24 protein-coding genes are annotated in these 24,489 nt (G+C 70.1%); 15 read left to right on the top strand and 9 right to left on the bottom strand.

The window, feature by feature from the left end; genetic code table 11:
- Window positions 1-5 precede the first annotated feature (5 nt).
- From BM109_RS00365 to BM109_RS00355, 3 genes are read left to right on the top strand one after another with little or no spacing between them, the layout of a single operon-like run.
- Complete coding sequence (locus tag BM109_RS00365) at window positions 6-3,269, top strand: CusA/CzcA family heavy metal efflux RND transporter (protein WP_093339469.1); 3,264 nt, start codon at window positions 6-8, stop codon at window positions 3,267-3,269.
- A complete protein-coding gene (locus tag BM109_RS00360; protein ID WP_093339467.1) occupies window positions 3,259-4,161 on the top strand; it encodes a cation diffusion facilitator family transporter in 903 nt (300 codons plus the stop codon). The genes BM109_RS00365 and BM109_RS00360 overlap by 11 nt, the downstream gene beginning before the upstream one ends.
- Window positions 4,162-4,219: 58 nt before the next feature.
- Window positions 4,220-4,594: a hypothetical protein gene (locus BM109_RS00355; protein WP_093339465.1), complete on the top strand. Its 375-nt coding sequence runs from the start codon at window positions 4,220-4,222 to the stop codon at window positions 4,592-4,594.
- On the opposite strand, the gene mog is transcribed toward BM109_RS00355, so the two are convergent.
- Both mog and yjgA read right to left on the bottom strand, forming a co-directional pair.
- Window positions 4,591-5,181, bottom strand: a complete 591-nt coding sequence (gene mog, locus BM109_RS00350) for a molybdopterin adenylyltransferase (RefSeq protein ID WP_093339462.1) — start codon at window positions 5,179-5,181, stop codon at window positions 4,591-4,593. The genes BM109_RS00355 and mog overlap by 4 nt on opposite strands.
- A complete protein-coding gene (yjgA, locus tag BM109_RS00345; RefSeq protein WP_093339460.1) occupies window positions 5,178-5,834 on the bottom strand; it encodes a ribosome biogenesis factor YjgA in 657 nt (218 codons plus the stop codon). The genes mog and yjgA overlap by 4 nt, the downstream gene beginning before the upstream one ends.
- A gap of 105 nt (window positions 5,835-5,939) precedes the next feature.
- Between yjgA and pmbA the strand changes: the two genes are divergently transcribed.
- The 11 genes from pmbA (at window position 5,940) to BM109_RS00290 (ending at window position 18,054) form a co-directional block, all read left to right on the top strand.
- Entirely contained in the window at window positions 5,940-7,310 is a 1,371-nt protein-coding gene (pmbA, locus tag BM109_RS00340) for a metalloprotease PmbA (protein WP_093339457.1), read from the top strand.
- Window positions 7,311-7,380: 70 nt separating this feature from the next.
- Window positions 7,381-8,352 carry a helix-turn-helix domain-containing protein gene (locus tag BM109_RS00335; RefSeq protein WP_093339454.1) on the top strand — a complete coding sequence of 324 codons (972 nt, stop codon included), beginning with the start codon at window positions 7,381-7,383 and terminating at the stop codon, window positions 8,350-8,352.
- Between the two features lie 166 nt (window positions 8,353-8,518).
- Complete coding sequence (locus tag BM109_RS00330) at window positions 8,519-9,811, top strand: ABC transporter substrate-binding protein (protein WP_093339452.1); 1,293 nt, start codon at window positions 8,519-8,521, stop codon at window positions 9,809-9,811.
- Between the two features lie 34 nt (window positions 9,812-9,845).
- Window positions 9,846-10,715 carry a carbohydrate ABC transporter permease gene (locus tag BM109_RS00325; RefSeq protein WP_093339449.1) on the top strand — a complete coding sequence of 290 codons (870 nt, stop codon included), beginning with the start codon at window positions 9,846-9,848 and terminating at the stop codon, window positions 10,713-10,715.
- Window positions 10,712-11,611 carry a carbohydrate ABC transporter permease gene (locus tag BM109_RS00320; protein WP_256222232.1) on the top strand — a complete coding sequence of 300 codons (900 nt, stop codon included), beginning with the start codon at window positions 10,712-10,714 and terminating at the stop codon, window positions 11,609-11,611. Before BM109_RS00325 ends, BM109_RS00320 begins: the two co-directional genes overlap by 4 nt.
- Before the next feature lie 35 nt (window positions 11,612-11,646).
- Window positions 11,647-12,750, top strand: a complete 1,104-nt coding sequence (locus BM109_RS00315) for an ABC transporter ATP-binding protein (RefSeq protein WP_093341171.1) — start codon at window positions 11,647-11,649, stop codon at window positions 12,748-12,750.
- 39 nt (window positions 12,751-12,789) lie between these two features.
- Complete coding sequence (locus tag BM109_RS00310) at window positions 12,790-13,836, top strand: NAD(P)-dependent alcohol dehydrogenase (protein WP_093339447.1); 1,047 nt, start codon at window positions 12,790-12,792, stop codon at window positions 13,834-13,836.
- A 105-nt stretch (window positions 13,837-13,941) separates the two neighbouring features.
- Window positions 13,942-14,790, top strand: coding sequence for an SDR family oxidoreductase (locus BM109_RS00305; protein ID WP_093339444.1), 849 nt, complete (start codon window positions 13,942-13,944; stop codon window positions 14,788-14,790).
- Window positions 14,787-16,127 carry a flavin-containing monooxygenase gene (locus BM109_RS00300; protein WP_218159341.1) on the top strand — a complete coding sequence of 447 codons (1,341 nt, stop codon included), beginning with the start codon at window positions 14,787-14,789 and terminating at the stop codon, window positions 16,125-16,127. The genes BM109_RS00305 and BM109_RS00300 overlap by 4 nt, the downstream gene beginning before the upstream one ends.
- Window positions 16,128-16,153: 26 nt before the next feature.
- On the top strand, window positions 16,154-17,056 hold the full coding sequence (locus tag BM109_RS00295; RefSeq protein WP_093339441.1) for a bile acid:sodium symporter family protein: 903 nt from the start codon (window positions 16,154-16,156) through the stop codon (window positions 17,054-17,056).
- Window positions 17,053-18,054 carry an NAD-dependent epimerase/dehydratase family protein gene (locus BM109_RS00290; RefSeq protein WP_093341168.1) on the top strand — a complete coding sequence of 334 codons (1,002 nt, stop codon included), beginning with the start codon at window positions 17,053-17,055 and terminating at the stop codon, window positions 18,052-18,054. Before BM109_RS00295 ends, BM109_RS00290 begins: the two co-directional genes overlap by 4 nt.
- Here BM109_RS00290 and BM109_RS00285 read toward each other — a convergent pair.
- A complete protein-coding gene (locus BM109_RS00285) occupies window positions 18,051-18,947 on the bottom strand; it encodes a LysR family transcriptional regulator (RefSeq protein WP_093339439.1) in 897 nt (298 codons plus the stop codon). The two genes, BM109_RS00290 and BM109_RS00285, sit on opposite strands and share 4 nt — an antisense overlap.
- 102 nt (window positions 18,948-19,049) lie before the next feature.
- Between BM109_RS00285 and BM109_RS00280 the strand changes: the two genes are divergently transcribed.
- Window positions 19,050-19,823, top strand: coding sequence for a sulfite exporter TauE/SafE family protein (locus BM109_RS00280; RefSeq protein ID WP_218159340.1), 774 nt, complete (start codon window positions 19,050-19,052; stop codon window positions 19,821-19,823).
- A gap of 16 nt (window positions 19,824-19,839) precedes the next feature.
- Here the strand turns inward: BM109_RS00280 and BM109_RS00275 are convergent, their stop codons facing one another.
- The 6 genes from BM109_RS00275 to BM109_RS00250 form a co-directional block, all read right to left on the bottom strand.
- Window positions 19,840-20,331 carry an NUDIX domain-containing protein gene (locus BM109_RS00275; RefSeq protein ID WP_093339434.1) on the bottom strand — a complete coding sequence of 164 codons (492 nt, stop codon included), beginning with the start codon at window positions 20,329-20,331 and terminating at the stop codon, window positions 19,840-19,842.
- A gap of 5 nt (window positions 20,332-20,336) precedes the next feature.
- A complete protein-coding gene (locus tag BM109_RS00270; protein ID WP_093339432.1) occupies window positions 20,337-20,786 on the bottom strand; it encodes a GatB/YqeY domain-containing protein in 450 nt (149 codons plus the stop codon).
- Between the two features lie 127 nt (window positions 20,787-20,913).
- The gene (gene rpsU / locus BM109_RS00265; protein ID WP_007833691.1) at window positions 20,914-21,126 is read right to left on the bottom strand and encodes a 30S ribosomal protein S21; all 213 of its coding nucleotides are present in this window, start codon (window positions 21,124-21,126) and stop codon (window positions 20,914-20,916) included.
- Window positions 21,127-21,238: 112 nt separating this feature from the next.
- Window positions 21,239-22,471, bottom strand: a complete 1,233-nt coding sequence (locus BM109_RS00260; protein WP_093339429.1) for a BaiN/RdsA family NAD(P)/FAD-dependent oxidoreductase — start codon at window positions 22,469-22,471, stop codon at window positions 21,239-21,241.
- Between the two features lie 61 nt (window positions 22,472-22,532).
- Complete coding sequence (locus tag BM109_RS00255; RefSeq protein WP_093339427.1) at window positions 22,533-23,321, bottom strand: YaeF family permuted papain-like enzyme; 789 nt, start codon at window positions 23,319-23,321, stop codon at window positions 22,533-22,535.
- Window positions 23,321-24,451: a sterol desaturase family protein gene (locus BM109_RS00250; RefSeq protein WP_093339425.1), complete on the bottom strand. Its 1,131-nt coding sequence runs from the start codon at window positions 24,449-24,451 to the stop codon at window positions 23,321-23,323. The genes BM109_RS00255 and BM109_RS00250 overlap by 1 nt, the downstream gene beginning before the upstream one ends.
- Window positions 24,452-24,489: the final 38 nt, after the last annotated feature.

Genomic DNA, 24,489 nt, shown 5'->3' with positions numbered 1-24,489 from the left:
GCACGATGTTCGAACGTGTGATCCGATTCGCCATCGAGCAGCGCTGGCTGGTGCTGCTCGCGGTGCTGGGCATGGCCGCGCTCGGCGTGTTCAGCTACCAGAAGCTGCCCATCGACGCGGTGCCCGACATCACCAACGTGCAGGTGCAGATCAACACCGCCGCGCCCGGCTACTCGCCGCTCGAGACCGAGCAGCGCGTGACCTACCCGATCGAGACCGTGATGGCCGGCCTGCCGGGCCTGCAGCAGACGCGTTCGCTGTCGCGCTACGGCCTGTCGCAGGTGACGGTGATCTTCAAGGACGGCACCGACATCTACTTCGCGCGCCAGCTCGTCAACGAGCGCATCCAGTCGGCGCGCGAGAAGATGCCCGAGGGGATCTCGCCGGTGGTGGGGCCGATCTCCACCGGGCTGGGCGAGATCTACCTCTGGACCGTGGAGACGGAGGAGGGCGCGAAGCGGCCCGACGGCCAGCCCTACACCTCCACCGACCTGCGCGAGATCCAGGACTGGATCATCAAGCCGCAGCTGCGCAACGTGCCGGGCGTGACCGAGATCAACTCCATCGGCGGCTATGCCAAGGAGTTCCAGATCGCGCCCGATCCCGCCAAGCTGCTCGCGCACGGCCTCACGATGACCGACATCGTGACCGCGCTCGAGCGCAACAACGCCAACGTGGGCGCGGGCTACATCGAGAAGCGCGGCGAGCAGTACCTGATCCGCGCGCCGGGCCAGGTGAAGTCGGCCGAGGACATCGGCAACGTGATCCTCGGCAACGCGCAGGGCGTGCCGCTGCGCGTGTCCGACGTGGCGCAAGTCGGCATCGGCCAGGAGCTGCGCACGGGCGCGGCCACCGACAACGGCCGCGAGGTGGTGCTCGGCACGGTGTTCATGCTGATCGGCGAGAACAGCCGCAGCGTCTCGCAGGCGGTCGACCGCAAGATGCAGGAGATCAACCGCACCCTGCCCGAGGGCGTGAAGGCGGTGACGGTGTACGACCGCACGGTGCTGGTCGACAAGGCCATCGCCACGGTGAAGAAGAACCTGCTCGAGGGCGCGGTGCTGGTGATCGCGATCCTGTTCCTGTTCCTCGGCAACATCCGCGCGGCCATCATCACCGCGCTGGTGATCCCGCTGTCGATGCTGTTCACCTTCACCGGCATGGTGAACCAGCGCATCAGCGCCAACCTCATGAGCCTGGGCGCGCTCGACTTCGGCATCATCATCGACGGCGCGGTGGTGATCGTGGAGAACTGCGTGCGGCGCCTGGCCCATGCGCAGGCCCACAAGGGCCGGCCGCTCACGCGCAGCGAGCGCTTCCACGAGGTCTTCGCGGCCTCGCAGGAGGCGCGCCGGCCGCTGCTGTTCGGCCAGCTGATCATCATGATCGTGTACCTGCCGATCTTCGCGCTCACCGGCGTCGAGGGAAAGCTGTTCCACCCGATGGCCTTCACGGTGGTGATCGCGCTGCTGGGCGCGATGATCCTGTCGATCACCTTCATTCCCGCGGCCGTGGCGCTGTTCATCGGCAGCAAGGTCGGCGAGAAGGAGAACCGGCTGATGTCGTGGGCGCGCCGCGCCTATGCGCCGCTGCTGGCACGCGTGATGAACGCCAAGCCGCTGGTGATCACGCTGGCCTCGGTGGCGGTGGTGCTCTCGGGCCTGCTGGCCACGCGCCTGGGCACCGAGTTCGTGCCCAGTCTCAGCGAGGGCGACTTCGCGATTCAGGCGCTGCGCATCCCGGGCACCAGCCTCACGCAGTCGGTCGAGATGCAGCAGCAGCTCGAGCGCACGCTGAAGGCGAAATTCCCCGAGATCGAGCGCGTGTTCGCGCGCACCGGCACGGCCGAGATCGCTTCCGACCCGATGCCGCCGAACATCTCCGACGGCTACATCATGCTCAAGCCCGAGAGCGAATGGCCCACGCCGCGGCGCAGCCGCGCCGAGCTGCTGGTGGCGGTGCAGGAGGAGGTCGAGAAGCTGCCGGGCAACAACTACGAGTTCTCGCAGCCGATCCAGCTGCGCTTCAACGAGCTGATCTCGGGCGTGCGCAGCGACGTGGCGGTGAAGATCTTCGGCGACGACATGGCGGTGCTCGAGAAGACCGCCGCGCAGGTGGCCGGCGTGCTCAACGGCATCGGCGGCGCGGCCGAGGTCAAGGTCGAGCAGACCACGGGCCTGCCGATGCTCACGGTGGAGATCGATCGCGGCAAGACCGCGCGCTACGGCCTCAACGTGGGCGACGTGCAGGACGCGGTCTCGACCGCGGTCGGCGGCCGCGAAGCGGGCATCCTGTTCGACGGCGACCGGCGCTTCGGCATCGTGGTGCGCCTGCCCGAGAACCTGCGCACCGACCTGGAGGCGATCCAGCGGCTGCCGATCGCGCTGCCGCGCGGCACGGCGGCGCCCGCGGGCATCGCCGGCAGCACGGTGCAGGGCGCCACCGGCGCCGCGCCCGAGGGCCAGCGCCTGAGCTTCATTCCGCTCGGCGAGGTCGCCACGCTGTCGGTCGCGCCCGGTCCCAACCAGATCAGTCGCGAGGACGGCAAGCGCCGCATCGTGGTCAGCGCCAACGTGCGCGGGCGCGACCTCGGCTCCTTCGTGGCCGAGGCCGAGCAGGCGATGCAGTCGGTGCGCATTCCCGTGGGCTATTGGACCGACTGGGGCGGCCAGTACGAGAACCTCGAGTCGGCCACCCAGCGGCTGCAGATCGTGGTGCCGGTGTCGCTGCTGCTGGTGTTCGTGCTGCTGTTCGCTATGTTCGGCAACCTCAAGGACGGCCTGCTGGTCTTCACCGGCATCCCGTTCGCGCTCACCGGCGGCATCGTGGCGTTGTGGCTGCGCGACATCCCGTTGTCGATCTCGGCCGCGGTGGGCTTCATCGCGCTGTCGGGCGTGGCGGTGCTCAACGGGCTGGTGATGCTGTCGTTCATCCGCAACCTGCGCGAGGGCGGCCTGCCGCTCGATGCCGCGATCCGCGAGGGCGCGCTGACCCGGCTGCGGCCGGTGCTGATGACGGCGCTGGTGGCCTCGCTGGGCTTCGTGCCGATGGCCATCGCCACCGGCACCGGCGCCGAGGTGCAGCGGCCGTTGGCCACGGTGGTGATCGGCGGTATCCTGTCCTCGACCGCGCTCACGCTGCTGGTGCTTCCGCTGCTCTACCGCATCGCGCACCGGCGCGACGAGGAAGAGACCGAGGAGGAAGCCCGCGAACGGCAGCAGGGCGCGCCGATCGACCCCGAACCGCGAGCCGCATCCCATGGCCCATGAGCATTCGCACGGCGCCGGCGCGAACGAGAAGGCACTGCGCTGGGCGCTGCTGCTGACCTCGGCCTACCTCGTGGCGGAGGTGGTCGGCGGGCTGGTCTCGGGCAGCCTCGCGCTGCTGTCCGATGCCGCCCACATGTTCACCGACACGGTGGCGCTGGCGATCTCGCTGGCCGCCATCCGCATCGGCCAGCGGCCGGCCGACCGGCGCCGCACCTTCGGCTACCACCGCTTCGAGATCCTCGCGGCGGTGCTCAACGCGGTGCTGCTGTTCCTGGTGGCGATCTACGTGCTCTACGAGGCCTGGCGGCGCATCGCGGCGCCGGCCGAGATCCAGTCGACCATGATGCTGCTGGTGGCCGCGGGCGGGCTGGTCGTCAACCTGATCGGCATGCGCCTGCTGGCCGGCGGCAAGGACAAGAGCCTCAACGTCAAGGGCGCCTACCTCGAGGTCTGGGCCGACATGCTGGGCTCGGTGGGCGTGATCGTCGGCGCCCTGGTGATCCGCTACACCGGCTGGGCCTGGGTCGATTCGCTGATCGCGGTGGCCATCGGCCTGTGGGTGCTGCCGCGCACCTGGCGCCTGCTGCGCGAGAGCCTCAACGTGCTGCTCGAGGGCGTGCCCGACGAGGTCGACCTGCCCGAGGTCGAGCGCGCGCTGCTCGCGAGCGAGGGCGTGGCCAGCCTGCACGACCTGCACGTGTGGGCGCTGTCCAGCGGCAAGGTGAGCCTCAGCGTGCACGTGGTGAGCGCGTCCGGGGTCGATGACCTCGCGCCGCTGGTGCAGCGGCTGCGCGCGCTGCTGGCCGAGCGCTTCGACATCCACCATTCGACCGTGCAGGCCGAGCGCGTGCCTTGCGAGCAGGCGGGGGAGACGCACGGCTTCGGCGCCTGAGCGGTTCGTGACTCGCGGATGGCGCACAATCCGCCGCGAATCACAGCACACAGGACCGATGAGCCGCAGCCACCGCCAGTCTTATTCGCCCGCCATCGAGGCCGCCGCCGCCCGCGAGCCGCGGCGCCGCAAGGGCGACGCACCCTCGCATGCGCCGATGGCCTTCGACGCGGCATCGGCGCCCGCGACCTCCGCGCCCCCCACGAGGACCTGGCGCTCGACGGTGGTCGGCGCCGCCATCGGCTTCGGCATCGTGCTGGCGCTGGCCATGCAATGGCTCATGACCTGGCAGATCGACAACGCGCAGCAGCGCCGCGAGCAGCAGAAGCAGCTGCGTGCGGCCGCCTCGCGCTGCTACGAGCAGGTTTCGAATGCCGCGGTGCAGGCCTGCCTCAAGGAGGTCGAGGCCAGGGGTGTGGCGGTCCAGCCCTAGCGCGCCGGCCGGATCGCCGATTTCGGCCGGAAGGCCTTGCAGACCGAATCGTCGGTCTCGAGGTAGGGCCCGCCGATCAGGTCGATGCAGTAGGGCACGGCCGCGAAGATGCCGGGCACGAGCTGCGTGCCCTCGGCGTCCTTCAGGCCTTCGAGCGTTTCCGCGATCGACTTGGGCTGGCCCGGCAGGTTGATGATCAGGCTCTTGTCGCGGATCACCGCGACCTGGCGCGAGAGGATCGCGGTCGGCACGAAGCGCAGGCTGATCTGGCGCATCTGCTCGCCGAAGCCCGGCATCTCCTTGTGGGCCACGGCCAGCGTGGCCTCGGGCGTCACGTCACGCAGCGCGGGGCCGGTGCCGCCGGTGGTCAGCACCAGCGAGCAGCCGGCGTCGACCAGCTCGATCAGCGCGGCGCTGATGCCGGGTGCTTCGTCGGGGATGAGCCGGGGCTCGAAGGTGATCGGATTCCTGAGCGCGCGGCGCAGCCAGTCCTGCAGCGCGGGCAGGCCCTTGTCTTCATAGGCGCCGCTCGAGGCGCGGTCGCTGATCGAGACGATGCCGATGCGTACCGGATCGAAACCGCTCATGCATCCTCCTCCCGACCCTGTTCCGCCGCGGCCGCCGCATGGTCGTCGCCGCCATGCACCGCGAGCTGCTCGCGCACGAGCTGGAACACCTCGCGGTAGGCCTTGCCCTGGCGCGGCGCCTCGCCGGCCGGGCCGGCCTTGATGTCCTTGCGCGCCTGGCGCACGAGGGCGCGCAGCTGCTGGGCATCGGTGGCCGGGTGGGTCTCGATCCAGCCGCCGAGCGCATCGTCGTCGGCGATCAGGCGGTCGCGCCAGCGTTCGGCCTCGTGCAGCAGCGCGGTCTCGGCGGCCGGGCCGCTGGACTGCTCGGCCAGCGCGGCGCGGATCGCCTCGATGGTGGGCTCGTCGAGCTTGCGCATCAGCTTGCCGATGAACTGCATCTGGCGGCGCTTGCCCTCGAAATTGGTGATGCGCCTGGCCTCGTGGATCGCCTCGACCAGCTTCTCGCCGAGCGGCAGCGCGTCGAACAGCGCGGCGCGCAGGGTCATGAGCTCTTCGCCGAGCTTCTGCAGTTCGGCGCTCTCGCGCTTGAGGTCGGTGCGGCTGGCGTCGTCGGTGCCCTTGAGCTCGCGCTTGAGCTCCAGGTCGAGTTCGCTGCCTTCGGCGACGAACTGGCCGCGGACGAAGTAGCCTTTTTTGGGTTTGCGGGACATGGGGATGGATTCTGTGCCGCGCCGCGCGGCGGTGCAACGCGGCGGGACCGAGGGGAAAACGGTGCCAAACGGGAAACGGGGGGCGCAAGTATCATAGCCACCCACATGACGACCTCTTCCTCGCGCGCCGACTCCGGCTTCGCCTACAGCCGCTCCTTCTTCGAAAACCTGGTCGATTCGGCCCTGGCGCATGCCAAGAAGCTGGGGGCCACCAACGCGGGGGCCGAAGCTTCCGAGGGCTGCGGCCTCAGCGTCTCGGTGCGCAAGGGCGAACTCGAGAACGTCGAGCGCAACCGCGACAAGTCGCTGGGCGTCACCGTCTACGTCGGCCACCGGCGCGGCAATGCCAGCACCTCCGACTTCTCCGAGGCGGCCATCGCGCAGACCGTGCAGGCGGCCTACGACATCGCGCGCTTCACGGCCGAGGACCCGGTCAGCGGCCTGCCCGACGAGGCCGACATCGCCAAGGAGCATCCCGACCTCGACCTGTTCCACCCCTGGGAGGTCACGAGCGAGCAGGCCGCCAAGCTGGCGCTCGAGTGCGAGGCGGCCGCGCTGTCGACCGACAAGCGCATCACCAACAGCGAAGGCGCGGGCGTCTCGGCCCAGCAGAGCCACTTCTTCAGCGCCCACACCCACGGTTTCCGCGGCGGCTACGCGAGTTCGCGCCACTCGATCTCGGTGGCGCCGATCGCCGGCAAGGGCGACAACATGCAGCGCGACGCCTGGTACAGCTCGATGCGCTCGGCCGACGAGCTCGCGAGCCCGCAGGCCGTGGGCCGCTATGCCGCCGAGCGCGCGCTGAGCCGCCTGAAGTCGCGCAAGATCAAGACGGTGGAATGCCCGGTGCTGTTCGAGTCGCCGCTGGCCGCGGGCCTGCTCGGCGGGCTGGTGCAGGCCACCAGCGGCGGCGCGCTCTACCGCAAGAGCACCTTCCTGCTCGACTCGCTCGGCAAGCCGGTGCTGCCTTCGCACGTCGACGTCAGCGAAGACCCGCACGTGCTGCGCGGCAAGGGCAGCTCGCCCTTCGACGACGAGGGCGTGGTCACGCGGGCGCGCAAGGTGGTCGACGCGGGCCGGCTCGAGGGCTACTTCCTCTCGACCTACTCGGCGCGCAAGCTCGGCATGAAGACCACCGGCAACGCCGGCGGCTCGCACAACCTGGTGCTGAGCTCGCGCCTCACGCAGGCCGGCGACGACCTCGACGCCATGCTGCAGAAGCTGGGCACCGGCCTGTTCGTCATCGAGCTGATGGGGCAGGGCGTGAACTACGTGACCGGCGACTACTCGCGCGGCGCCAGCGGCTTCTGGGTCGAGAAGGGCCGCATCGCGTTCCCGGTGGAGGAGATCACCATCGCCGGCAACCTCAAGGACATGCTGATGGGGATTGAAGCCATCGGGGCCGATGCTTACACTTTCGGCGCCAAGACGACGGGCTCGCTGCTGGTCAACCGCATGAAGGTCGCTGGCGCCTGAGCCCACGCCGCACAGGCGCCGCGGCGGCGGCACCGGGGTTCGAGCCTTGCCGATCCCCGGGGAGACAACAATGACCAGAACACAGCGCGCCGCCCGCAAACCCGAACTCGAACACGAACTGCTGCGCGACCCGCGCCTGGGCTTCGAGCCCGCGGGCGGCGGCACCGTGCGCTGCCTGCAGCACGGCGTGCCCTGGCCCTTCGACTGCTGGCACTACCACGACGAGTACGAGCTGCAGATCATCAACCGCACCACCGGCCAGGCCTTCGTGGGCAACCACATCGGCCGCTTCGAGCCCGGCTACGTGGCGCTGGTGGGGGCGCGGCTGCCGCACACCTGGATCTCCGACGACGTGCCGGCCGACGGCATCGCCGACCGCAGCATGGTGATCCACTTCCGCGAGGAGCCGCTGCGCAAGGGCTCGGCGCTGTTCCCCGAGATCGACGCGGTGCTGCCGATGCTCGACCGCGCGCGCCGCGGCATCGAGTTCTTCGGCATCGGCGAACTGGCGCGCGAGCGCTTCCAGCGCGTGCAGGCGCACGAGGGCATGGCGCGGCTGGCGGAGTTCATCGGCCTGCTGCACGAGCTCGCGCGCTGGGAGGACTGGCGCCTGATCTCGAGCGAGGACGAGCCCTCCGACGGCGATCCGGCCACCAGCACGCGCATGCGCCGCGTGCTCGACCACCTCGACGAGCACCTGGCCGAGGAGATCTCGCTGGCCTCGGTCAGCGCCATCGCGAACATGGCCGAGAGCAGCTTCTCGCGCTACTTCCACCGCCAGATGGGCAGCACCTTCACCGAGTTCGTGACCCGGCTGCGCATCGCCAAGGCCTGCCAGATGCTGCAGACTTCGGACCGCCTGGTCAGCGACATCTGCTACGAGGTCGGCTTCTTCAACATCGCCAACTTCAACCGCCGCTTCCTGCAGCACAAGGGCATGACGCCCAGCGCCTACCGCCAGCAGGCACAGGAGCGCTTCGGGCTGCGCACCGTCCACTATCCGCCCACGACCCCGGTAAAACCCCAGTCGGCCTGGTCATGAAAGTACCAGTACCCCGGTTGGGGGGTACGCGGCACCGCTGAGCCGCTGCATACGCTTCACTCCGTCCCGTCGCTGTCGCGCCGCCCCCCGAAAAGGGCGCCCGGCACGGCGGGCTTGTTCCCCGGCTTCGGCCGGCGATCCGCAACAAGTTCAACGGAGACAAGCGATGTTCAAAGAATCCGCAGGGAGGCGCGTCCGGGTCCGCACGCTGCTCGTGGCGCTGCTGGCGGCCGGTGCCGCCGGTGGAGCGCTCGCGCAGGCCGCGTCGTGCAAGGAGGACGTGCGGGTGCTGGCGCAGCCGCGTGACGGCCTGACCCTGCTCGAAAAGTACAAGGACGAGTTCAAGACCCTGGCCGGCGCCTCGTTCAGCATCGACAACCTCAACGAGAACGACCGCCGCACCAAGACGCGCGCCGATGCCTCGACCGTGGGCAAGTACCACGTCTACTACGTCGACGAGGCCAACGTGCCGCTGTTCGCGCAGTCGAAGTGGATCGTGCCGCTCGCGAAGTACTACCCGGCCGACTACGACTACGCCGACTTCGATCCCGGCCGCCAGAAGGTCGCCACCTACGCGGGCGAGGCCTGGTTCGCGCCGCTGACCGGCGGCGGCGACCTGATGGTCTACCGCAAGGACCTGCTCGAGAAGGCCGGCATCAAGCCGCCGGCCACGCTCGAGGAATTCGTGGCCGCCGCGAAGAAGCTCAACGACCCGGCCAACGGCGTCTACGGCGTGGCGCTGCGCGGCCAGCGCGGCTCGGGCGCCAACGTGTGGCGCTGGATGCCCTACTTCCGCGGCTATGGCGGCCAGTGGTTCGACGGCGACAAGCCGGTGTTCGACTCGCCCGCCGCGCTCAAGGCCACGCAGACCTACCTCGAGCTCTTCAAGTACTCGGCGCCCGGCACCAAGACCGGCGGCTGGGACGAGGCCACCGGCGCCTTCCTCGCGGGCAAGGTCGCGATGCTGGTCGAGTCGACCCCACTCGCGGGCAACGCGCTCGATCCCAAGATGTCGACCGTGATCGGCAAGATCGCCTATGCCACGCCGCCCGCGCCGCTGACCGGCGGCGGCTACGGCCACGGCCTGGCGATCGGCGCCAAGGCCAACAAGAGCGAGGAGGCGAAGAAGTGCGCCGGCCTCTTCGTCGCCTGGGCCACCTCGAAGAAGAACGAGCAGCGCCGTCTCGCCGAGGGCCAGTTCGGCGAACTGAACCGCACCAGCGTGCTGGGCAGTCCCGAGTTCTCCAAGCGCTATGGCGCCGACCTCGGCAAGGCGCTGGCCGACACCGGCAAGCTCACCGCGGTCAACTTCTGGCAGGACCCGGCCTGGCCCGACCTCGGCGACCGCTGGGGGATCATCCTCGAGGAGCTGATCACCGGCTCGCGCACCGACATCCAGGCCGGCCTCGACGAACTCGACGGCTATGCGAAGCAGCTGATCGCGCGGCGCCGCAAGTGAGCCGCCCGGCCCCGCGTTCCTTGCGAGTCCCGCGATGACCCTTCACAAGACCCGACTGCCGCTCGTCTTCATCGGCCCCGGCCTGCTCGTGCTCGCGGTGCTGGCGCTGGTGCCCACCGTGTTCGCCATCGCCGTGTCGCTGCAGGACCGCGAGCTCGGCCAGTCCGACATCGGCTGGGTGTGGTTCTCCAACTACCTGCAGCTGTTCTCGGACCGGCGCTTCCTCAACTCGGTCGGCGTCTCGCTGACCTGGGAGCTGCTGACCGTGAGCGCCACCATGGGGCTCGCGGTGCTGCTCGGCGTGCTGCTGTTCCAGAGCGCCACGCCGCGTTGGCGCAACCTGCTGTGCATGCTGTTCATCGTGCCGGTGCTGCTGCCGCGCGTGTCGGCCGCCTTCGTCTGGAAGTTCGCCTTCCATCCGCTGTTCGGCCTGCTGACCTGGCCCTACAAGGCGATCACCGGCGAGCCGCTGGACCTGCTCGCGCAGCCGCTCACGGCGCTGCTCACGGTGGCCTTCGTCGATGTCTGGCAGTGGGGCCTGTTCTTCGCGGTGATCGTGCTCAAGCTGCTCGAGACCCTGCCGCCGCAGCCCTTCGAGGCGGCGCGCATGGACCATGCGAAGCCCTGGGAGGTCTACGCCTTCGTCGCGCTGCCGATGCTGCGCGCGCCGCTGATCAGCCTGAGCTTCGTGAAGATGATCGAGTCGCTGCGCGCCTTCGACCTGATCTACGTGATGACGCGCGGCGGCCCCGGCATCTCGACCGAGACCCTCGACATGTACGCCTTCTCGCAGGGCTTCATCGAGTCGGGCCGCATCTCCTACGCCTCGAGCATGGCCGTGCTGATGATGGTGGCCTCGACCGTGGCCTTCACCTACCTCTGGAAATGGACCCGGCCCGCATGACCCCCGCCACGACTTCCGCCGCGCCCGTGCTGCGCGCCGGCGATGCGCCCGCCATCCGTCCGGCCGCGCGCCGGCGCCCGGGCCTCGGCACCCTGGTGGCGCGGCTGGTGCTCGCCGCCGCGGCGCTCTCGGCGCTGGTGCCGGTGCTCTGGACCTTCCTCAACTCGTTCAAGAACCGGGTCGACATCGTCTCGGCGACGCCGAAGTTCCTCTTCACGCCCACGCTCGAGAACTACGCCTACGTGCTGGGCCGCGAGGCGGTCGCGCAGGGGCTCGTCAACTCGCTCGTGGTGGTGGGCTCGGCGGTGCTCATCGGCGCGCTGCTGGGCCTGCCCGCGGCCTATGCGCTGGCGCGCTACCCGGTGCGGCGCGCCGACGACATCCAGTTCTTCGTGCTGTCGATGCGTTTCCTGCCGCCGGTGGCGGTGGCGATCCCGCTGATGGTGATCTGGCTGCAGCTCGAGCTCTACGACACGCGCATCGCGCTGATCGTGACCTACACGCTGCTCACGCTGTCGACCGTGATCTGGCTCGCGATCCCGGCCTTCAAGGCGGTGCCCCGGGAGGTGGAGGAGGCCGGCCGCGTCGACGGCTACGGCCCTTACGCCATCTTCTTCAAGGTGGCGCTGCCGATCGCCGCGCGCTCGCTGGTCGGCGCCATCGCCTTCGGCTTCGTGCTGGTGTGGAACGAGTTCCTGATCGCGCTGATGCTGACCACCTCGGACGCCAAGACGCTGCCCATCGTGGCCTCGGAGCTGAGCCAGCTCGGGCGCGACGTGCCCTGGGGCATCCTGAATGCGTCCGTGATCCTGCTGTCGCTGCCGCCGCTGCTGATGATCGGCGTGCTCAGCGGCTTCCTCAACGCGGCCTTCAAGCGCAAGCGCGACGCCGCATGAAGACCGCGCGCCCCCTTTCCGAGAGAAGCAACAACATGTCCGCAATCAGCTGTCACAAGATCATCAAGCGCTACGGCGACACGCAAGTGGTGCACCAGTTCGACCTCGACGTCTGCGACAACGAGTTCGTCGTCTTCCTCGGCCCCTCGGGCTGCGGCAAGTCGACCATCCTGCGCATGCTCGCGGGCCTGGAGGACATCAGCGGCGGCGAACTGCTGATCGGCGGCACGCGCGTCAACGACCTGCCGCCGCAGGAGCGCGGCATCGCGATGGTGTTCCAGAACTACGCGCTCTATCCGCACATGAGCGTGCGCGACAACATCGCCTTCGGGCTCAAGCGCCTCAAGGTGCCGAAGAGCGAGATCGCGCGCCGCGTGAAGGAGGTGTCGGACACGCTGGGCCTGGAGCGCTACCTCGAGCGCCGGCCGACCGAGCTCTCGGGCGGCCAGCAGCAGCGCGTGGCGATCGCGCGCGCCATGATCAAGACGCCCAGGGTGTTCCTGTTCGACGAGCCGCTGTCGAACCTCGACGCCAAGCTGCGCAACCACATGCGCGTGGAGATCGCGCGGCTGCACCAGACGCTGCGCACCACCACGGTCTACGTCACGCACGACCAGCACGAGGCCATGACCCTGGCCGACCGCATCGTGCTGCTGCGCGACGGCCGCATCGAGCAGGTGGGCTCGCCACGCGAGATCTACGAGAACCCGCGCTCGGCCTTCGTGGCCGGCTTCATCGGCACGCCGCCGATGAACCTGCTCGAGATGACGGTGGCGCACGGCGACGGCGGTGCTGTGCTGCGCGGGCACGGCGGCACGGTGCGCGTGGATGCGCGCCGCTTCGCGCTCGAGGGGCGCGAGCGCGTCACGCTCGGCATCCGGCCGGCCCACCTGCTGGCGCTGCCCGACGACGCGGGCGCCTTCGTGGGCGAGGTGCAGCTGGTGGAGTACCTCGGCAACGAGGTGCTCGTGAGCATCGGCGACGCCCCCGGCAGCGAGATCGCCGCGCTGGTGCATTCGGCGCGCGCGCCGCGGCTCGGCGAGCGCGTGCGCTTCGGCATCGACGCGGCCCAGCTCCACCTGTTCGACGCGCAGACCGGCGCCTCGCTGCGGCGCGACGCGGTGGCGCCGCTGCACTGAACCCCTTCATCGACTTCCTCTCAGAAACACCCGTCCTCCATGAAAGCCCTTGTCCTCGAGAAAGCCCACGAACTCGCGCTGCGAGAGATCGAGCTGCCGCCGCAGCCCTTCGGTCCGCGCGACGTGAAGATCCGCATGCACACGGTCGGCGTCTGCGGCAGCGACGTCCACTATTACCAGCACGGCGGCATCGGGCCCTACGTGGTCGACGCGCCGATGATCCTCGGCCACGAGGCCTCGGGCACGGTGGCCGAGGTCGGCTGCGAGGTCACGCACCTGCGGCCCGGCGACCGGGTCTGCATGGAGCCCGGCATTCCGCAGCTCGACTCGCGTGCCGTGCGCGAGGGCATCTACAACCTCGACCCGGCCGTGCGCTTCTGGGCCACGCCGCCGATCCACGGCTGCCTCACGCCCTACGTGGTGCATCCGGCGGCCTTCACCTTCCGCCTGCCCGACAACGTGAGCTTCGCCGAGGGCGCGATCGTCGAGCCGCTGGCGATCGGCCTGCAGGCCGCGAAGAAGGCCGCGCTCAAGCCCGGCGACGTGGCGGTGGTGGTGGGCGCCGGCACCATCGGCGCGATGACCGTGCTGGCCGCGCTCGCGGGCGGCGCGGCGCGCGTGATCCTGGCCGACCTGGTGCCCGAGAAGCTCGCGCTGTTCGCCGACAACCCGGCCGTGAGCACGGTGAACATCCGCGAGCGCAAGCTGGCCGACGCGGTGCGCGAGCTGACCGACGGCTGGGGCGCCAACGCGGTGTTCGAGGCCAGCGGCAGCGTGCGCGCCTTCGAGGGCATCTTCGAGCTCGCCTGCCCCGGCGGCTGCGTGGTGCTGGTCGGGATTCCACCGGCGCCGGTGGCCTTCGACATCGTCGCGATCCAGGCCAAGGAGCTGCGCATCGAGTCGGTGTTCCGCTACGCCAACATCTTCCCGCGCGCGCTCGCGTTGATCGCCTCGGGCCAGGTCGACGTCAAGCCCTTCATCTCGCGCACCTTCGCGTTCGAGGACGGCATCCGCGCCTTCGAGGAGGCCGCGGCGGGGCGGGCGACGGACGTGAAGATCCAGATCGAGTTTCCCGCCGAGGCTTGAGCGGCGCCGGGCCCGCGGCCCGGCGTGCAAGGGAAAACGCCGGGGCGGCGCGGCAAAACGCGCCGCTACATTGGGGCGCATCTTTTTTCGAGCCGCGCTTCCCCGATGCCCCCTCGCTTTCGCAATGCCGTGCTGACGGGCGCCTGTGGCGGCCTGGGCCAGGCCTTGGCGCGCGGGCTGATCGCCGACGGCACGCAGGTGGCGCTGGTGGGGCTCGACCGCGAACGCCTGCGTGCGCTCGAGGCGCTGGCGCCCGGGCGCTGCGCGGTCTACACGCCCGACGTGGCCGACACGGTGGCGATGCAGGCCATGGCCGCCGACTGGATGGCCCGGGCCGGCACGCCCGACCTGGTGATCGCCAACGCGGGCGTGGCCGGCGGCTTCGACACCGCGCAGGCCGAGGACCTCGCGGTGCTGCGCCGCATGCTCGAGATCAACCTGCTGGGCGCCGCGACCACCTTCCAGCCCTTCGTGGCCGCGATGCGCGGCGAGGCGCGCGGCGCGCTGGTCGGCATGGCCAGCATCGCGGGCTGGCGCGGCATGCCGGGCAACGGCGCCTACTGCGCGAGCAAGGCCGGGCTGATCCGCTACCTCGAGAGCCTGCGCGCGGAGCTGCGCGGCAGCGGCGTCGGGGTGCACACGGTGAGCCCGGGCTACATCCGCACCGCGCTGACCGCCGGCAACCGCTTCGCGATGCCGGGGCTGCTCGAGCCCGAGGAGGCCGCGCGCCGCACGCTCGCGGCGGTGGCCGCGGGCCGCGAGCGCATCGTGCTGCCGCGGCGCATCGGCTGGCTCTCGAAGGCGCTGGCTTGCCTGCCCGAGGCGCTGCACGACCGGCTCTTGCGCGGCCAGCCGCGCAAGCCGCGCGCGGGCGAGGCCGGCGCCACGCCGATCCCCGGGCTGCCCCCCTTTTCATCACCGCCCTCGCCGAAGGAAGGCTCGCCGCCAACGTGACAGTGACAGTGCCCACCCACGAACAGATCGCGCTGATCGGCGCCGGCCCCTCGGGCCTCGCCGGTGCCCGCAACCTGCAGAAGCACGGCATTCCCTTCCAGGGCTTCGAGGCGCACAGCGACGTGGGCGGGCTGTGGGACATCGCGAACCCGCGCTCCACGGTCTACCACTCGGCGCACCTGATCTCGAGCAAGAGGACCACCGAGTTCAGCGAATTCCCGATGCCCGACACGGTGGCCGACTACCCGAGCCACCGCGAGCTGCGCCGCTACTTCAGCGACTTCGCCACGCGTTTCGGGCTGCGCGAGCACTACCGCTTCGGCACGCGCGTGCTGCGCGTGGAGCCGACCTCGGACGCGCCCGACACCACCTGGCAGGTCAGCGTGGGCCCGGCCGACGGCGATGGCGAGGAGGGCGTGGAGACCTTCGAATTCAAGGGCGTGGTGATCGCCAACGGCACGCTGTCGGAGCCCAAGCATCCGCGCTTCGACGGCCACTTCGAGGGCGAGCTGCTGCACACCAGCGACTACAAGCATGCCGAGATCTTCAAGGGCAAGCGGGTGCTGATCGTGGGCGCGGGCAACTCGGGCTGCGACATCGCGGTCGACGCGGTGCACTACGCGAAGTGCGTGGACATCTCGGTGCGGCGCGGCTACTACTTCGTGCCCAAGTACGTGTTCGGCAAGCCGGCCGACACGCTCGGCGGCAGCAAGCCGCTGCCGCCATGGCTCAAGCAGCGGCTGGACGCCATGGTGCTGCAGTGGTTCACCGGCGACCCCACGCGCTTCGGCTTTCCGAAGCCCGACTACCGCATGTACGAGTCGCATCCGATCGTCAATTCGCTGATCCTGCACCACATCGGCCATGGCGACATCGCGGTGCGCGCCGACGTCGAGCGGCTGGCCGGCCACACCGTGTACTTCAAGGACGGCGGCACGCACGACTACGACCTGATCCTCACCGCCACCGGCTATGCGCTGCACTATCCGTTCATCGACCGCGCGCTGCTCGACTGGCAGGGCATGGCGCCGCGGCTGCACCTCAACATCTTCTCGCCGCGCTTCGAGAACCTCGCGGTGCTCGGCATGATCGAGGCCAGCGGCATCGGCTGGCAGGGACGCTACGAGCAGGCCGAGCTGGTGGCGCGCTACCTGCGCGCGCAGGCGGCGGGCTCGCCCAAGGCCGCGGCGCTGCGCGCGGCCGCCAAGGGGCCGCCGCCCGACCTGTCGGGCGGCTACAAGTACCTGCAGCTCGAGCGCATGGCCTACTACGTGCACAAGGACACCTACCGCGCCGCGGTGCGCGCCGCCTCGGCGGCGCTGGCCGATCCGGGTTGAGCTGACGAAGAAAAGGACACGCGCCCATGCTGCCCGTCGACGAGATCCGCCTGCACTTCAATCCGGCCTCGCTGGTGCTGCTCAACGTGGTGCTGGGCTTCCTCATGTTCGGCATCGCGCTCGATACGCGCATCGAGGACTTCAAGCGCGTGGCGCGCATGCCCGGCGCGATGGCGGTGGGCATCGGCGCGCAGTTCGTCGTGCTGCCGGCCGTGACCTTCGCGCTCACGCTGGTCCTGAAGCCGGCCCCGAGCATCGCGCTCGGCATGATCCTGGTGGCCTGCTGCCCGCCGGGCAACATCTCGCAGATCCTCACGCACCGCGCGGGCGGCAACGTGGCGCTGTCGGTGTCGATGACCGCGATCTCGAACGCGCTGTCGATCGTGCTGATGCCGCTGAACTTCGCCTTCTGGGGCGGGCTGCATCCGACCGCCGCGCCGCTGCTCCAGACCATCGCGCTCGATCCGCTCGACATGCTGGGCCACATCGTGATGATCATCGGCATTCCCTTCGTGCTCGGCGTGGCCTGCGCGCACCGGCTGCCGGGGCTCACGGCGCGCATCAAGAAGCCGGCGCGGATCCTGAGCTTCCTCGCGCTGATCGCCTTCATCGTCGGCGCGATCGCGGGCAACTGGCGCTACTTCCTCGACTACGTGGGGCTGGTGCTGCTGGCCGTGGTGCTGCACGACGCGCTGGCCTTCGGCACCGGCTACCTCTGCGCGCGGCTGTCGGGGCTGGCCGACTACGACCGGCGCGCGGTGGCGATCGAGGTCGGCATCCGCAACGCGGGGCTCGGGCTGGTGCTGATCTTCAGCTTCTTCGGCGGGCTCGGCGGCATGGCGGTGGTGGCCGGGGTCTGGGGCTTCTGGGACATCATCGCGGGCCTCGCGCTCGCGAGCTGGTGGGGCCGCCGGCCCGCCGTGCCATGACCGCCGCCGCGCGCCGCGTGCTGGTGACCGGGGCCGACGGCTTCCTGGGCCGCGGCGTGCTGGCCGCGCTCGCGCCGCGGCTCGGCCATGGGCAGCTCGAGGGCCTGGTGGCGCTCGACGTGCGCGAGGTGCCGCCCGCGCGCCGGCTGCCGGGCGTGGCCTACCTGGCGCAGGACGTGCGCGAAGCCGGCATCGGCAAGGCCTTCGCCGACCATGCCATCGACACCGTGGTGCACCTGGCCTCGATCGTCACGCCGGGCAGGGACTCGAACCGCGACTTCGAGCATTCGGTCGACGTGGGCGGCACGCGCAACGTGCTCAAGGCCTGCACCATGTACCGGGTCGCGCACATCGTGGTGTCGTCGAGCGGCGCGGCCTACGGCTACCACGCCGACAACCCGGCCTGGATCGACGAGCACCAGCCGCTGCGCGGCAACGCGGTGTTCGCCTATGCCGACCACAAGCGCCAGGTCGAGGAACTGCTGGCCGACTGGCGCGCGCGCCATCCCTCGCTGGCGCAGACGGTGCTGCGCATCGGCACCATCCTCGGCGAGCGCGTCGACAACCAGATCACGGCGCTGTTCGAGAAGCGGCGGCTGATCGCGATCCGCGGCAGCGCGAGTCCCTTCGTCTTCGTCTGGGACGAGGACGTGACCGGCGCCATCGCCCATGCGCTCGAAGGCGGCGCGCCGGCCGGCTGCTACAACCTCGCGGGCGATGGCGCGCTGCCGATCCACGAGATCGCGGCGCGCCTGGGCAAGCGCACCATCGACTTTCCCGCGGGCGTGCTGAAGACGGCGCTGGCGGTGGGCTCGGCGCTCGGCGTGAGCCGCTACGGGCCCGAGCAGCTCGATTTCCTGCGCTACCGGCCGGTGCTCTCGAACACCGCGCTGAAGGAGCGCTTCGGCTACCGCCCGCGCAAGACCAGCGCCGAGGCTTTCGAGGCCTTCGTGGCGGCGCGCGCGGCGCAGGGGCGGCCGGTCACGCGCGGGGCTTAAGGCTTCTCCACTGGCTCCAGCAGGTAGGCGAGCATGCGCCGCGCGTTCAGCGGCAGCTCCTGCGAATTGCGCACGCAGGCCATCAGCGTGCGCTCGGCCCAGGCATCGGCCAGCGAGGCGCGCGCGATCTTCATCGAACGCGCGCAGCGCGCGGCCGCGGTCTGCGGCAGGATGCCCACGCCGATGCCCTGCTCGACCATGCGGCACACGGCCTCGAAGTTGCGCACCCGCACCCGGTAGGACAGGTGGCGCCCGAGCGCGCGCGCATGCATGGTCACGAGCTGCTGCAGCGCGCTGTCGGCGGGCAGGCCGACGAACTCGCTGTCGACCACCTCGGCCAGCTTCACGCGCCGGCGCCCGGCCAGCGCATGGCCGCGCGGCATCACCAGCACCAGGTCGTCGCGCCGGAACGGATGGCATTCGAGGCCCTCGGTGTCGATGGCGTCGGAGACGATGCCGATGTCGCACAGGCCGGCGCGCAGCGCCTCCACGGTGTCGGGGCTGGGCCGTTCCTCGAGGTCGATCGACACCCGCGGATGCTGCGCCAGGAAGCGCGCCAGCACCTCGGGCAGGTGCTCGGTCAGCGCCGAGGTGCCGCAGAGGAAGCGCACATGGCCCTTGAGGCCCTGGCCGTATTCGCCGAGCTCGCCCCGCAGCCGCTCCATCTGCTGCAACACCACGCGCGCATGGTGCAGCAGGGTGCGGCCGGCCTCGGTGGGGCGCACGCCCTGGGCATGGCGCGTGAGCAGCGGGGTGCCGAGCGCGTCCTCCATGCCGCGCACGCGCTGGCTGGCCGAGGCCAGCGTCATGTGCGAGCGCTGCGCGCCGGCGGTCAGGCTGCCGGCCTCGACGACGTGGAGGAAGAGCCGCAGGTCGGTGAGATCGAATCGCATGGTGAGCCCGCAAGGTAGCACGCCGGCCTCAGTCTGTGCCTGAGGCTCGCTGCGCGAATGCCGGATTCCCGGCCGGTGCCGCGGTCGGCAGACTGCGCGCCGATGACGTCTTCCTCCTTCTCGAACGAACTGGCCGGCCTCGCGGGGCACGGCTTCGCCGCCGCGGCGGTCTTCCTGCTGGCCGGCGTGATCAAGGGCGTGATCGGCCTCGGGCTGCCCACGGTGTCGATGGGCCTGCTCGCGCTGTGGATGCGGCCGGTGCAGGCGGCGGCGCTGCTGATCGTGCCCTCGCTGGTCACCAACGTCTGGCAGACCGGGCCGCGCGCGAGCTTCCTGCCGGTGCTGCGGCGCATCGGCGGCATGCAGGCCGGCATCGTGGCGGGCACGCTGGGCGGCGCCTGGTGGCTGGGCGTGCCGGCCGGTGCCTGGGCCTCGGTGGCGCTCGGCGTGGCGCTGGTGGCCTATGCGCTGTGGGGGCTGACCGGGCGGCAACTGAAGGTGGCGCCCGCGCACGAGCGCTGGCTCGGGCCGCTGGTCGGCATCGCGACCGGGCTGGTGACGGCCGTGACCGGGGTGTTCGTGGTGCCGGCCGTGCCCTACCTGCAGGCGCTGGGCTTCCAGCGCGATGCGCTGATCCAGGCGATGGGCATCTCGTTCACCACCTCGACCGTGGTGCTGGCGATCGGGCTCGCGGGCAACGGCGGCTACCCGCTGGCGGTGCTCGGCGGCTCGGCGCTGATGCTGGTGCCGGCGATCGTGGGGATGGTGCTGGGCACCTGGCTGCGCCAACGGCTGCCGGTGCCGGTGTTCAGGCGCTGCTTCCTGATCGGGCTGGGGCTGCTGGGCGCCTACATGGCCGTGCGGGCCATAGGATGAGCGCGCTGGGGTTCGTTCAGCCCGCGGCCACGGGCTGGGCCGCCGCCAGGGCCTGCGCGGCGCGCACGCGCTCGATGGCCTGGCGGTAGGGCAGGGCGTAGCCGTCGATCGGATCCTCGGGCGCCAGCCAGCTGAACGAGAACACCAGGCCGTCCTCCTCGGGGCTGCCCATGGCCACGTGGTCGAAGTGCTCGGGCAGCGGCCCTTCGGCGTGGATCAGGAACAGGTGCCACAGCTGCGGATGGCGGTGGGTGTTGCCCTCGACGCCGGCCTCGCAGTCGCGCTGCAGGGTGCCCAGCGACACCAGCGCGCCGGCATGGTCGATGCCCGATTCCTCGAGCAGCTCGCGCCGCACCGCGAACTCGGGTGACTCGCCCGGTTCGATGGTGCCCTTGGGCAGCTGCATGTTGCCGTCCTCGGGATGGCGGAACACCAGCAGCCGGCCGCGCGCGTCGACCAGGCAGGCGCAGGCCTTCGGGATCGCGGCGGTCTCGGTGCCGGCGGTCATGGCGATCAGGCGCCGGTCAGCGCGGCCTTGACCGCGGCGCTCACCAGGCCCATGTCGGCCTTGCCGGCCAGGCGCGTCTTGACCGCGCCCATCACCTTGCCCATGTCGCCCGGGCCCGCGGCGCCGAGCTCGGCCACGATGGCCTTGACCTCGGCGGCGATCTCGTCGGCGCCCAGGCGCTGCGGCAGGTAGACCTCGAGCACCTTGATCTCGGCCGCTTCCTTGTCGGCCAGGTCGGTGCGGCCGCCCTGGGTGAAGGCGGTGACCGAGTCCTTGCGCTGCTTCACCAGCTTGTCGACGATGGCCACGACCATGGCGTCGTCGAGCTCGACGCGCTCGTCGACTTCCTTCTGCTTGAGCGCGGCCAGCAGCAGCCGGATCGTGCCCAGGCGCTCGGAGTCCTTGGCGCGCATCGCGGTCTTCATGTCTTCGGTGATCTGTTCTTTGAGGCTCATGGGGTCTCCTGCGGGAAAAAACAAAGCCGCGGCAGGTTTCCCTGGCGCGGCTGGAAGGCAGTTGGCGGGGCGGAGGGCGGCGGGTTCGGGTTGTCGAATCGGCCGCTGTCTCCGGTGCCAGGGTGCGTCAGTACAGCTTCTTGGGCAGCTGCATGCTGCGAACGCGCTTGTAGTGGCGCTTCACGGCGGCTGCCTTCTTGCGCTTGCGCTCGGCGGTCGGCTTTTCGTAGAACTCGCGGGCGCGCAGGTCGGTCAGCAGGCCGAGCTTTTCGATGGTGCGCTTGAAGCGGCGCAGGGCGACGTCGAAGGGCTCGTTTTCTTTAACGCGGATGGTGGTCATCAGGAATCGTTGATTTGAAATTTGGCCGGGGGAGGATCGAGAGCCCCAGGCCGGGGTTCCTCAACAAGAAAAAGTGTGTGGCCGTTGAGGGAAGGCCAAAGTTAGCCGGCGATTATAGCGCGTTTGCGCAGGCGTGGGCACTCGCCCAGGCCCATTGGAAGTTGTAGCCGCCCAGCCAGCCGGTCACGTCGACCACTTCGCCGATGAAATACAGGCCCGGCTGCTTCGATTCCATCGTCTGGGACGACAGGTCGCGCGTGTCGACGCCGCCGGCCGTGACCTCGGCCTTCTTGTAGCCCTCGGTGCCCGAGGGCACGATCTGCCAGCGCGCGATGCGCTCGGCCAGCGCGGCCAGCGCGCGGTCGGCCGCCTCGTTGATCGGCCGCTGCAGCGCGCCGTCCTGGCCGACCCAGGCATCGGCCAGCCGCGAGGGCACCAGAGCGGCGAGCTCGTTGGCGATGCGTTTCTTCGAGCGCAGCTTGGCCTCGGCGAAGGCCGCGGCCACGTCCACGCCGGGCGCGAAATCCAGCGTGAGCGGCGCGCCGGGCTTCCAGTAGCTCGAGATCTGCAACACGGCCGGGCCCGAGAGGCCGCGGTGGGTGAACAGCAGGTCTTCGAGGAAGGCCATCTTCTCCTTCTTGGCCCCGGTCTCGATGCGCACCGGCAGCGCCAGCCCGGCCAGTTCGGCATAGGGTGCCCAAGCCTCGCCGCCGAAGGTCAGCGGCACCAGCGCCGGGCGCGGCGCGACCAGGCGCAGGCCGAACTGCTCGGCGATGCGGTAGCCGAAGTCGCTGGCGCCGATCTGCGGGATCGACAGGCCGCCGGTGGCGACCACGATCTTCGGCGTTTCGATGGGCCCGCGGCTGCTCTCGATTCGATAGCTGCCGACGCTCGTCCCGTCGGTGTTTCCGGCCGAGAACGTGATCTGCCCGATGCGGCAGGGCTGCCAGCGCTCGACCCCGCCGGCCGTGCATTCGGCCAGCAGCATGTCGACGATCTGTTGCGAGGAGCCGTCGCAGAACAGCTGCCCCTTGTGCTTCTCGTGGAAGGCGATGCCGTGCTTCTGCACCAGCTCGATGAACTGTTGGGGCGCATAGCGCGACAGCGCCGAGCGGCAGAAATTCGGGTTCTCGCCGATGAAGTGGCGCTGCGGCGCGCGCACGTCGAGGTCGCGGTTGGTGAAGTTGGCGCGGCCGCCGCCCGAGATGCGGATCTTCTCGCCCACCTTCTCGCTGTGGTCGAGCAGCAGCACCTTGAGCCCGCGCTGGCCCGCCACGCCCGCGCAGAACAGGCCGGCGGCGCCGGCGCCGATCACCACGGCGTCGAAACGCGAGACTTCGCTCACTGAAGTACCTCCGTGCTTCGCACTGCGGTGCGAGCTTGCTTGGGGCGGCCCGGCGCGGCGCTCATGGCCCGTCGGCCGCCAGTACCGGCGGCGGGTTGTACTTGAGGTGGCCCACGTAGCGCAGCGGCTGGGTGGCGGCGATCGAGGGCACGTCGCCCTCGCGCATGTGCAGCAGGTCGGCGGGGCTGACCCAGCGCGGGTCGGCACTGGTGATCGGCAGGCCGGCCTGGTTGTAGGCCTCGAGCACGAACTGCGAGCAGAAGAACTGGTCGTCGCGGCTCGCGCCGAGCTGTACCATGGCCATGCCGCTCATGCAGTAGTGGCTGACCGCGCCCGGCATCAGCGGCAGCTCGCACAGCCGGCGGTTCAGCACGAAGGGCGCATTGAGCAGCACGCCCACGGTGTTGTAGCGCACGCCGACCTGCGACAGCGCCCAGGCACGCATGCGCTCGGCGCCGGCCGCGTCCACGCCGGGCACGCGGAAGGCCACCACCATCTGTTCCTCGTCGACCACCTCGGCCAGCGCCCGAGCGCGCACGCCGGTGCCCACGGCTTCGGCGATCCGGCCGTCGCCGAGGTAGAGCACCGCATGGCTCACGGGCGAGAAGGTGCCCAGCCGGATGCCGAAGGAGTTCACCGTGGCGATCGAGGTCAGCAGGATGTCGCCGGGCTCCAGCGCATCGGCCGCGATCAGCTCGCCGCCGTTGCCCGGCGCGATCACCGAGCTCTGCACCCGCAGGCGCAGGCCGCTGTCTTGCGAGGGCAGGTCGAGCCGGGTGGCGCAGGCCCCGAGCAGCAGGGCGGCGCCCGCGGCAGCGAGGGCCGCGAAGGTCTGGCGGAGCGAGCGCATCAGCCCTTCCAGAGGAACGGGAACTTCAACTGCTTGAAGAAGCCGTTGGGCACGTAGTCGCCCAGCACGCCGTACTTCTCGGGCCAGAGCTTGGTGGTCTTCACGGCCGTGCCGAACAGGTAGTCGAGGAAGGCGTAGTGCGCCGCGTAGTTCTTGTCGAGCGCTTCCTGGTCCTGGCTGTGGTGCCAGTGGTGGAAGTTGGGCGTCACGATCACGTAGCGCAGCGGGCCGAGCCGCACGCTCACGTTGCAGTGGTTGAACACCGCCTGGAAGCCCACCACCACGATGTAGGCGTCGATCACTTCCTTGCTGAAGCCCAGCACGTAGATCGGCGCCAGCACCAGCGTGCGCGTGATCAGCAGCTCGAGGATGTGCTGGCGCGAGCCGGCCATCCAGTCCATGCTCTTCACGCTGTGGTGCACCGCGTGCAGCCGCCACAGCACGGGCACCTCGTGGTAGGCGCGATGGGTCCAGTACTGCACCAGGTCGGCCACCAGGATGATCAGCAGCAGCCCGGCCCAGAACGGCAGGTTGCCGACCCAGCCGCGGATGCCGTCGTTGGCGGCCCAGCCGAACAGCTTGTGCACCATGAGGTTGGTGGCCAGCAGCACGAAGCCCACGATCATGTGGTTGACCACGAAGTGGTGGAAGTCGGTCTGCCATTCGGCGCGGAACACGGGCTGGTCCTTGCGCAGCGCGAACAGCTTCTCGATGAAGATGAAGATCAGCGAGGAGCCGAGCAGGTCGAGGATGAACCAGTCGAGGCCGATGTAGGGGGTGTTGTCGGCGAAGTCGTTGACCGGGACCTTGTGGCCGCCGAGCAGGGCCGACAGCACGATCAGCAGGAAGGCGAAGGACGAGAGCCAGCGCGTGCGGTTGAAGATGATGTTGACCAGCGAGAGGCCGCCCGAGACCACCATGGCGACGAGCAGCACCCAGCGCATGAGGTCGACGTTGTAGCTCTTGCGCAGCTCGGGCGTGCTCAGGTACTGCGGGAAGTGGAACACCAGCACGCCGAGGAAGCACAGCACCGCGAGGCTGATGGCGATGGTGCCCGTGACCATGCCCTTGCCGCGGCGCAGCTCACCGTGGCTCTCGGCGAGTTCGTTGAGTTTGTCGATTTCCAGCATGCCCGCCTCTGTCTTGCTTTTTTGTAGGGGCGCGATTT

It is taken from the genome of Variovorax sp. PDC80, assembly GCF_900115375.1.
Classification (GTDB): Bacteria; Pseudomonadota; Gammaproteobacteria; order Burkholderiales; family Burkholderiaceae_C; genus Variovorax.
Note: the sequence above shows the minus strand (reverse complement) of the source record. Positions and strands in the feature narration are given on the sequence as shown.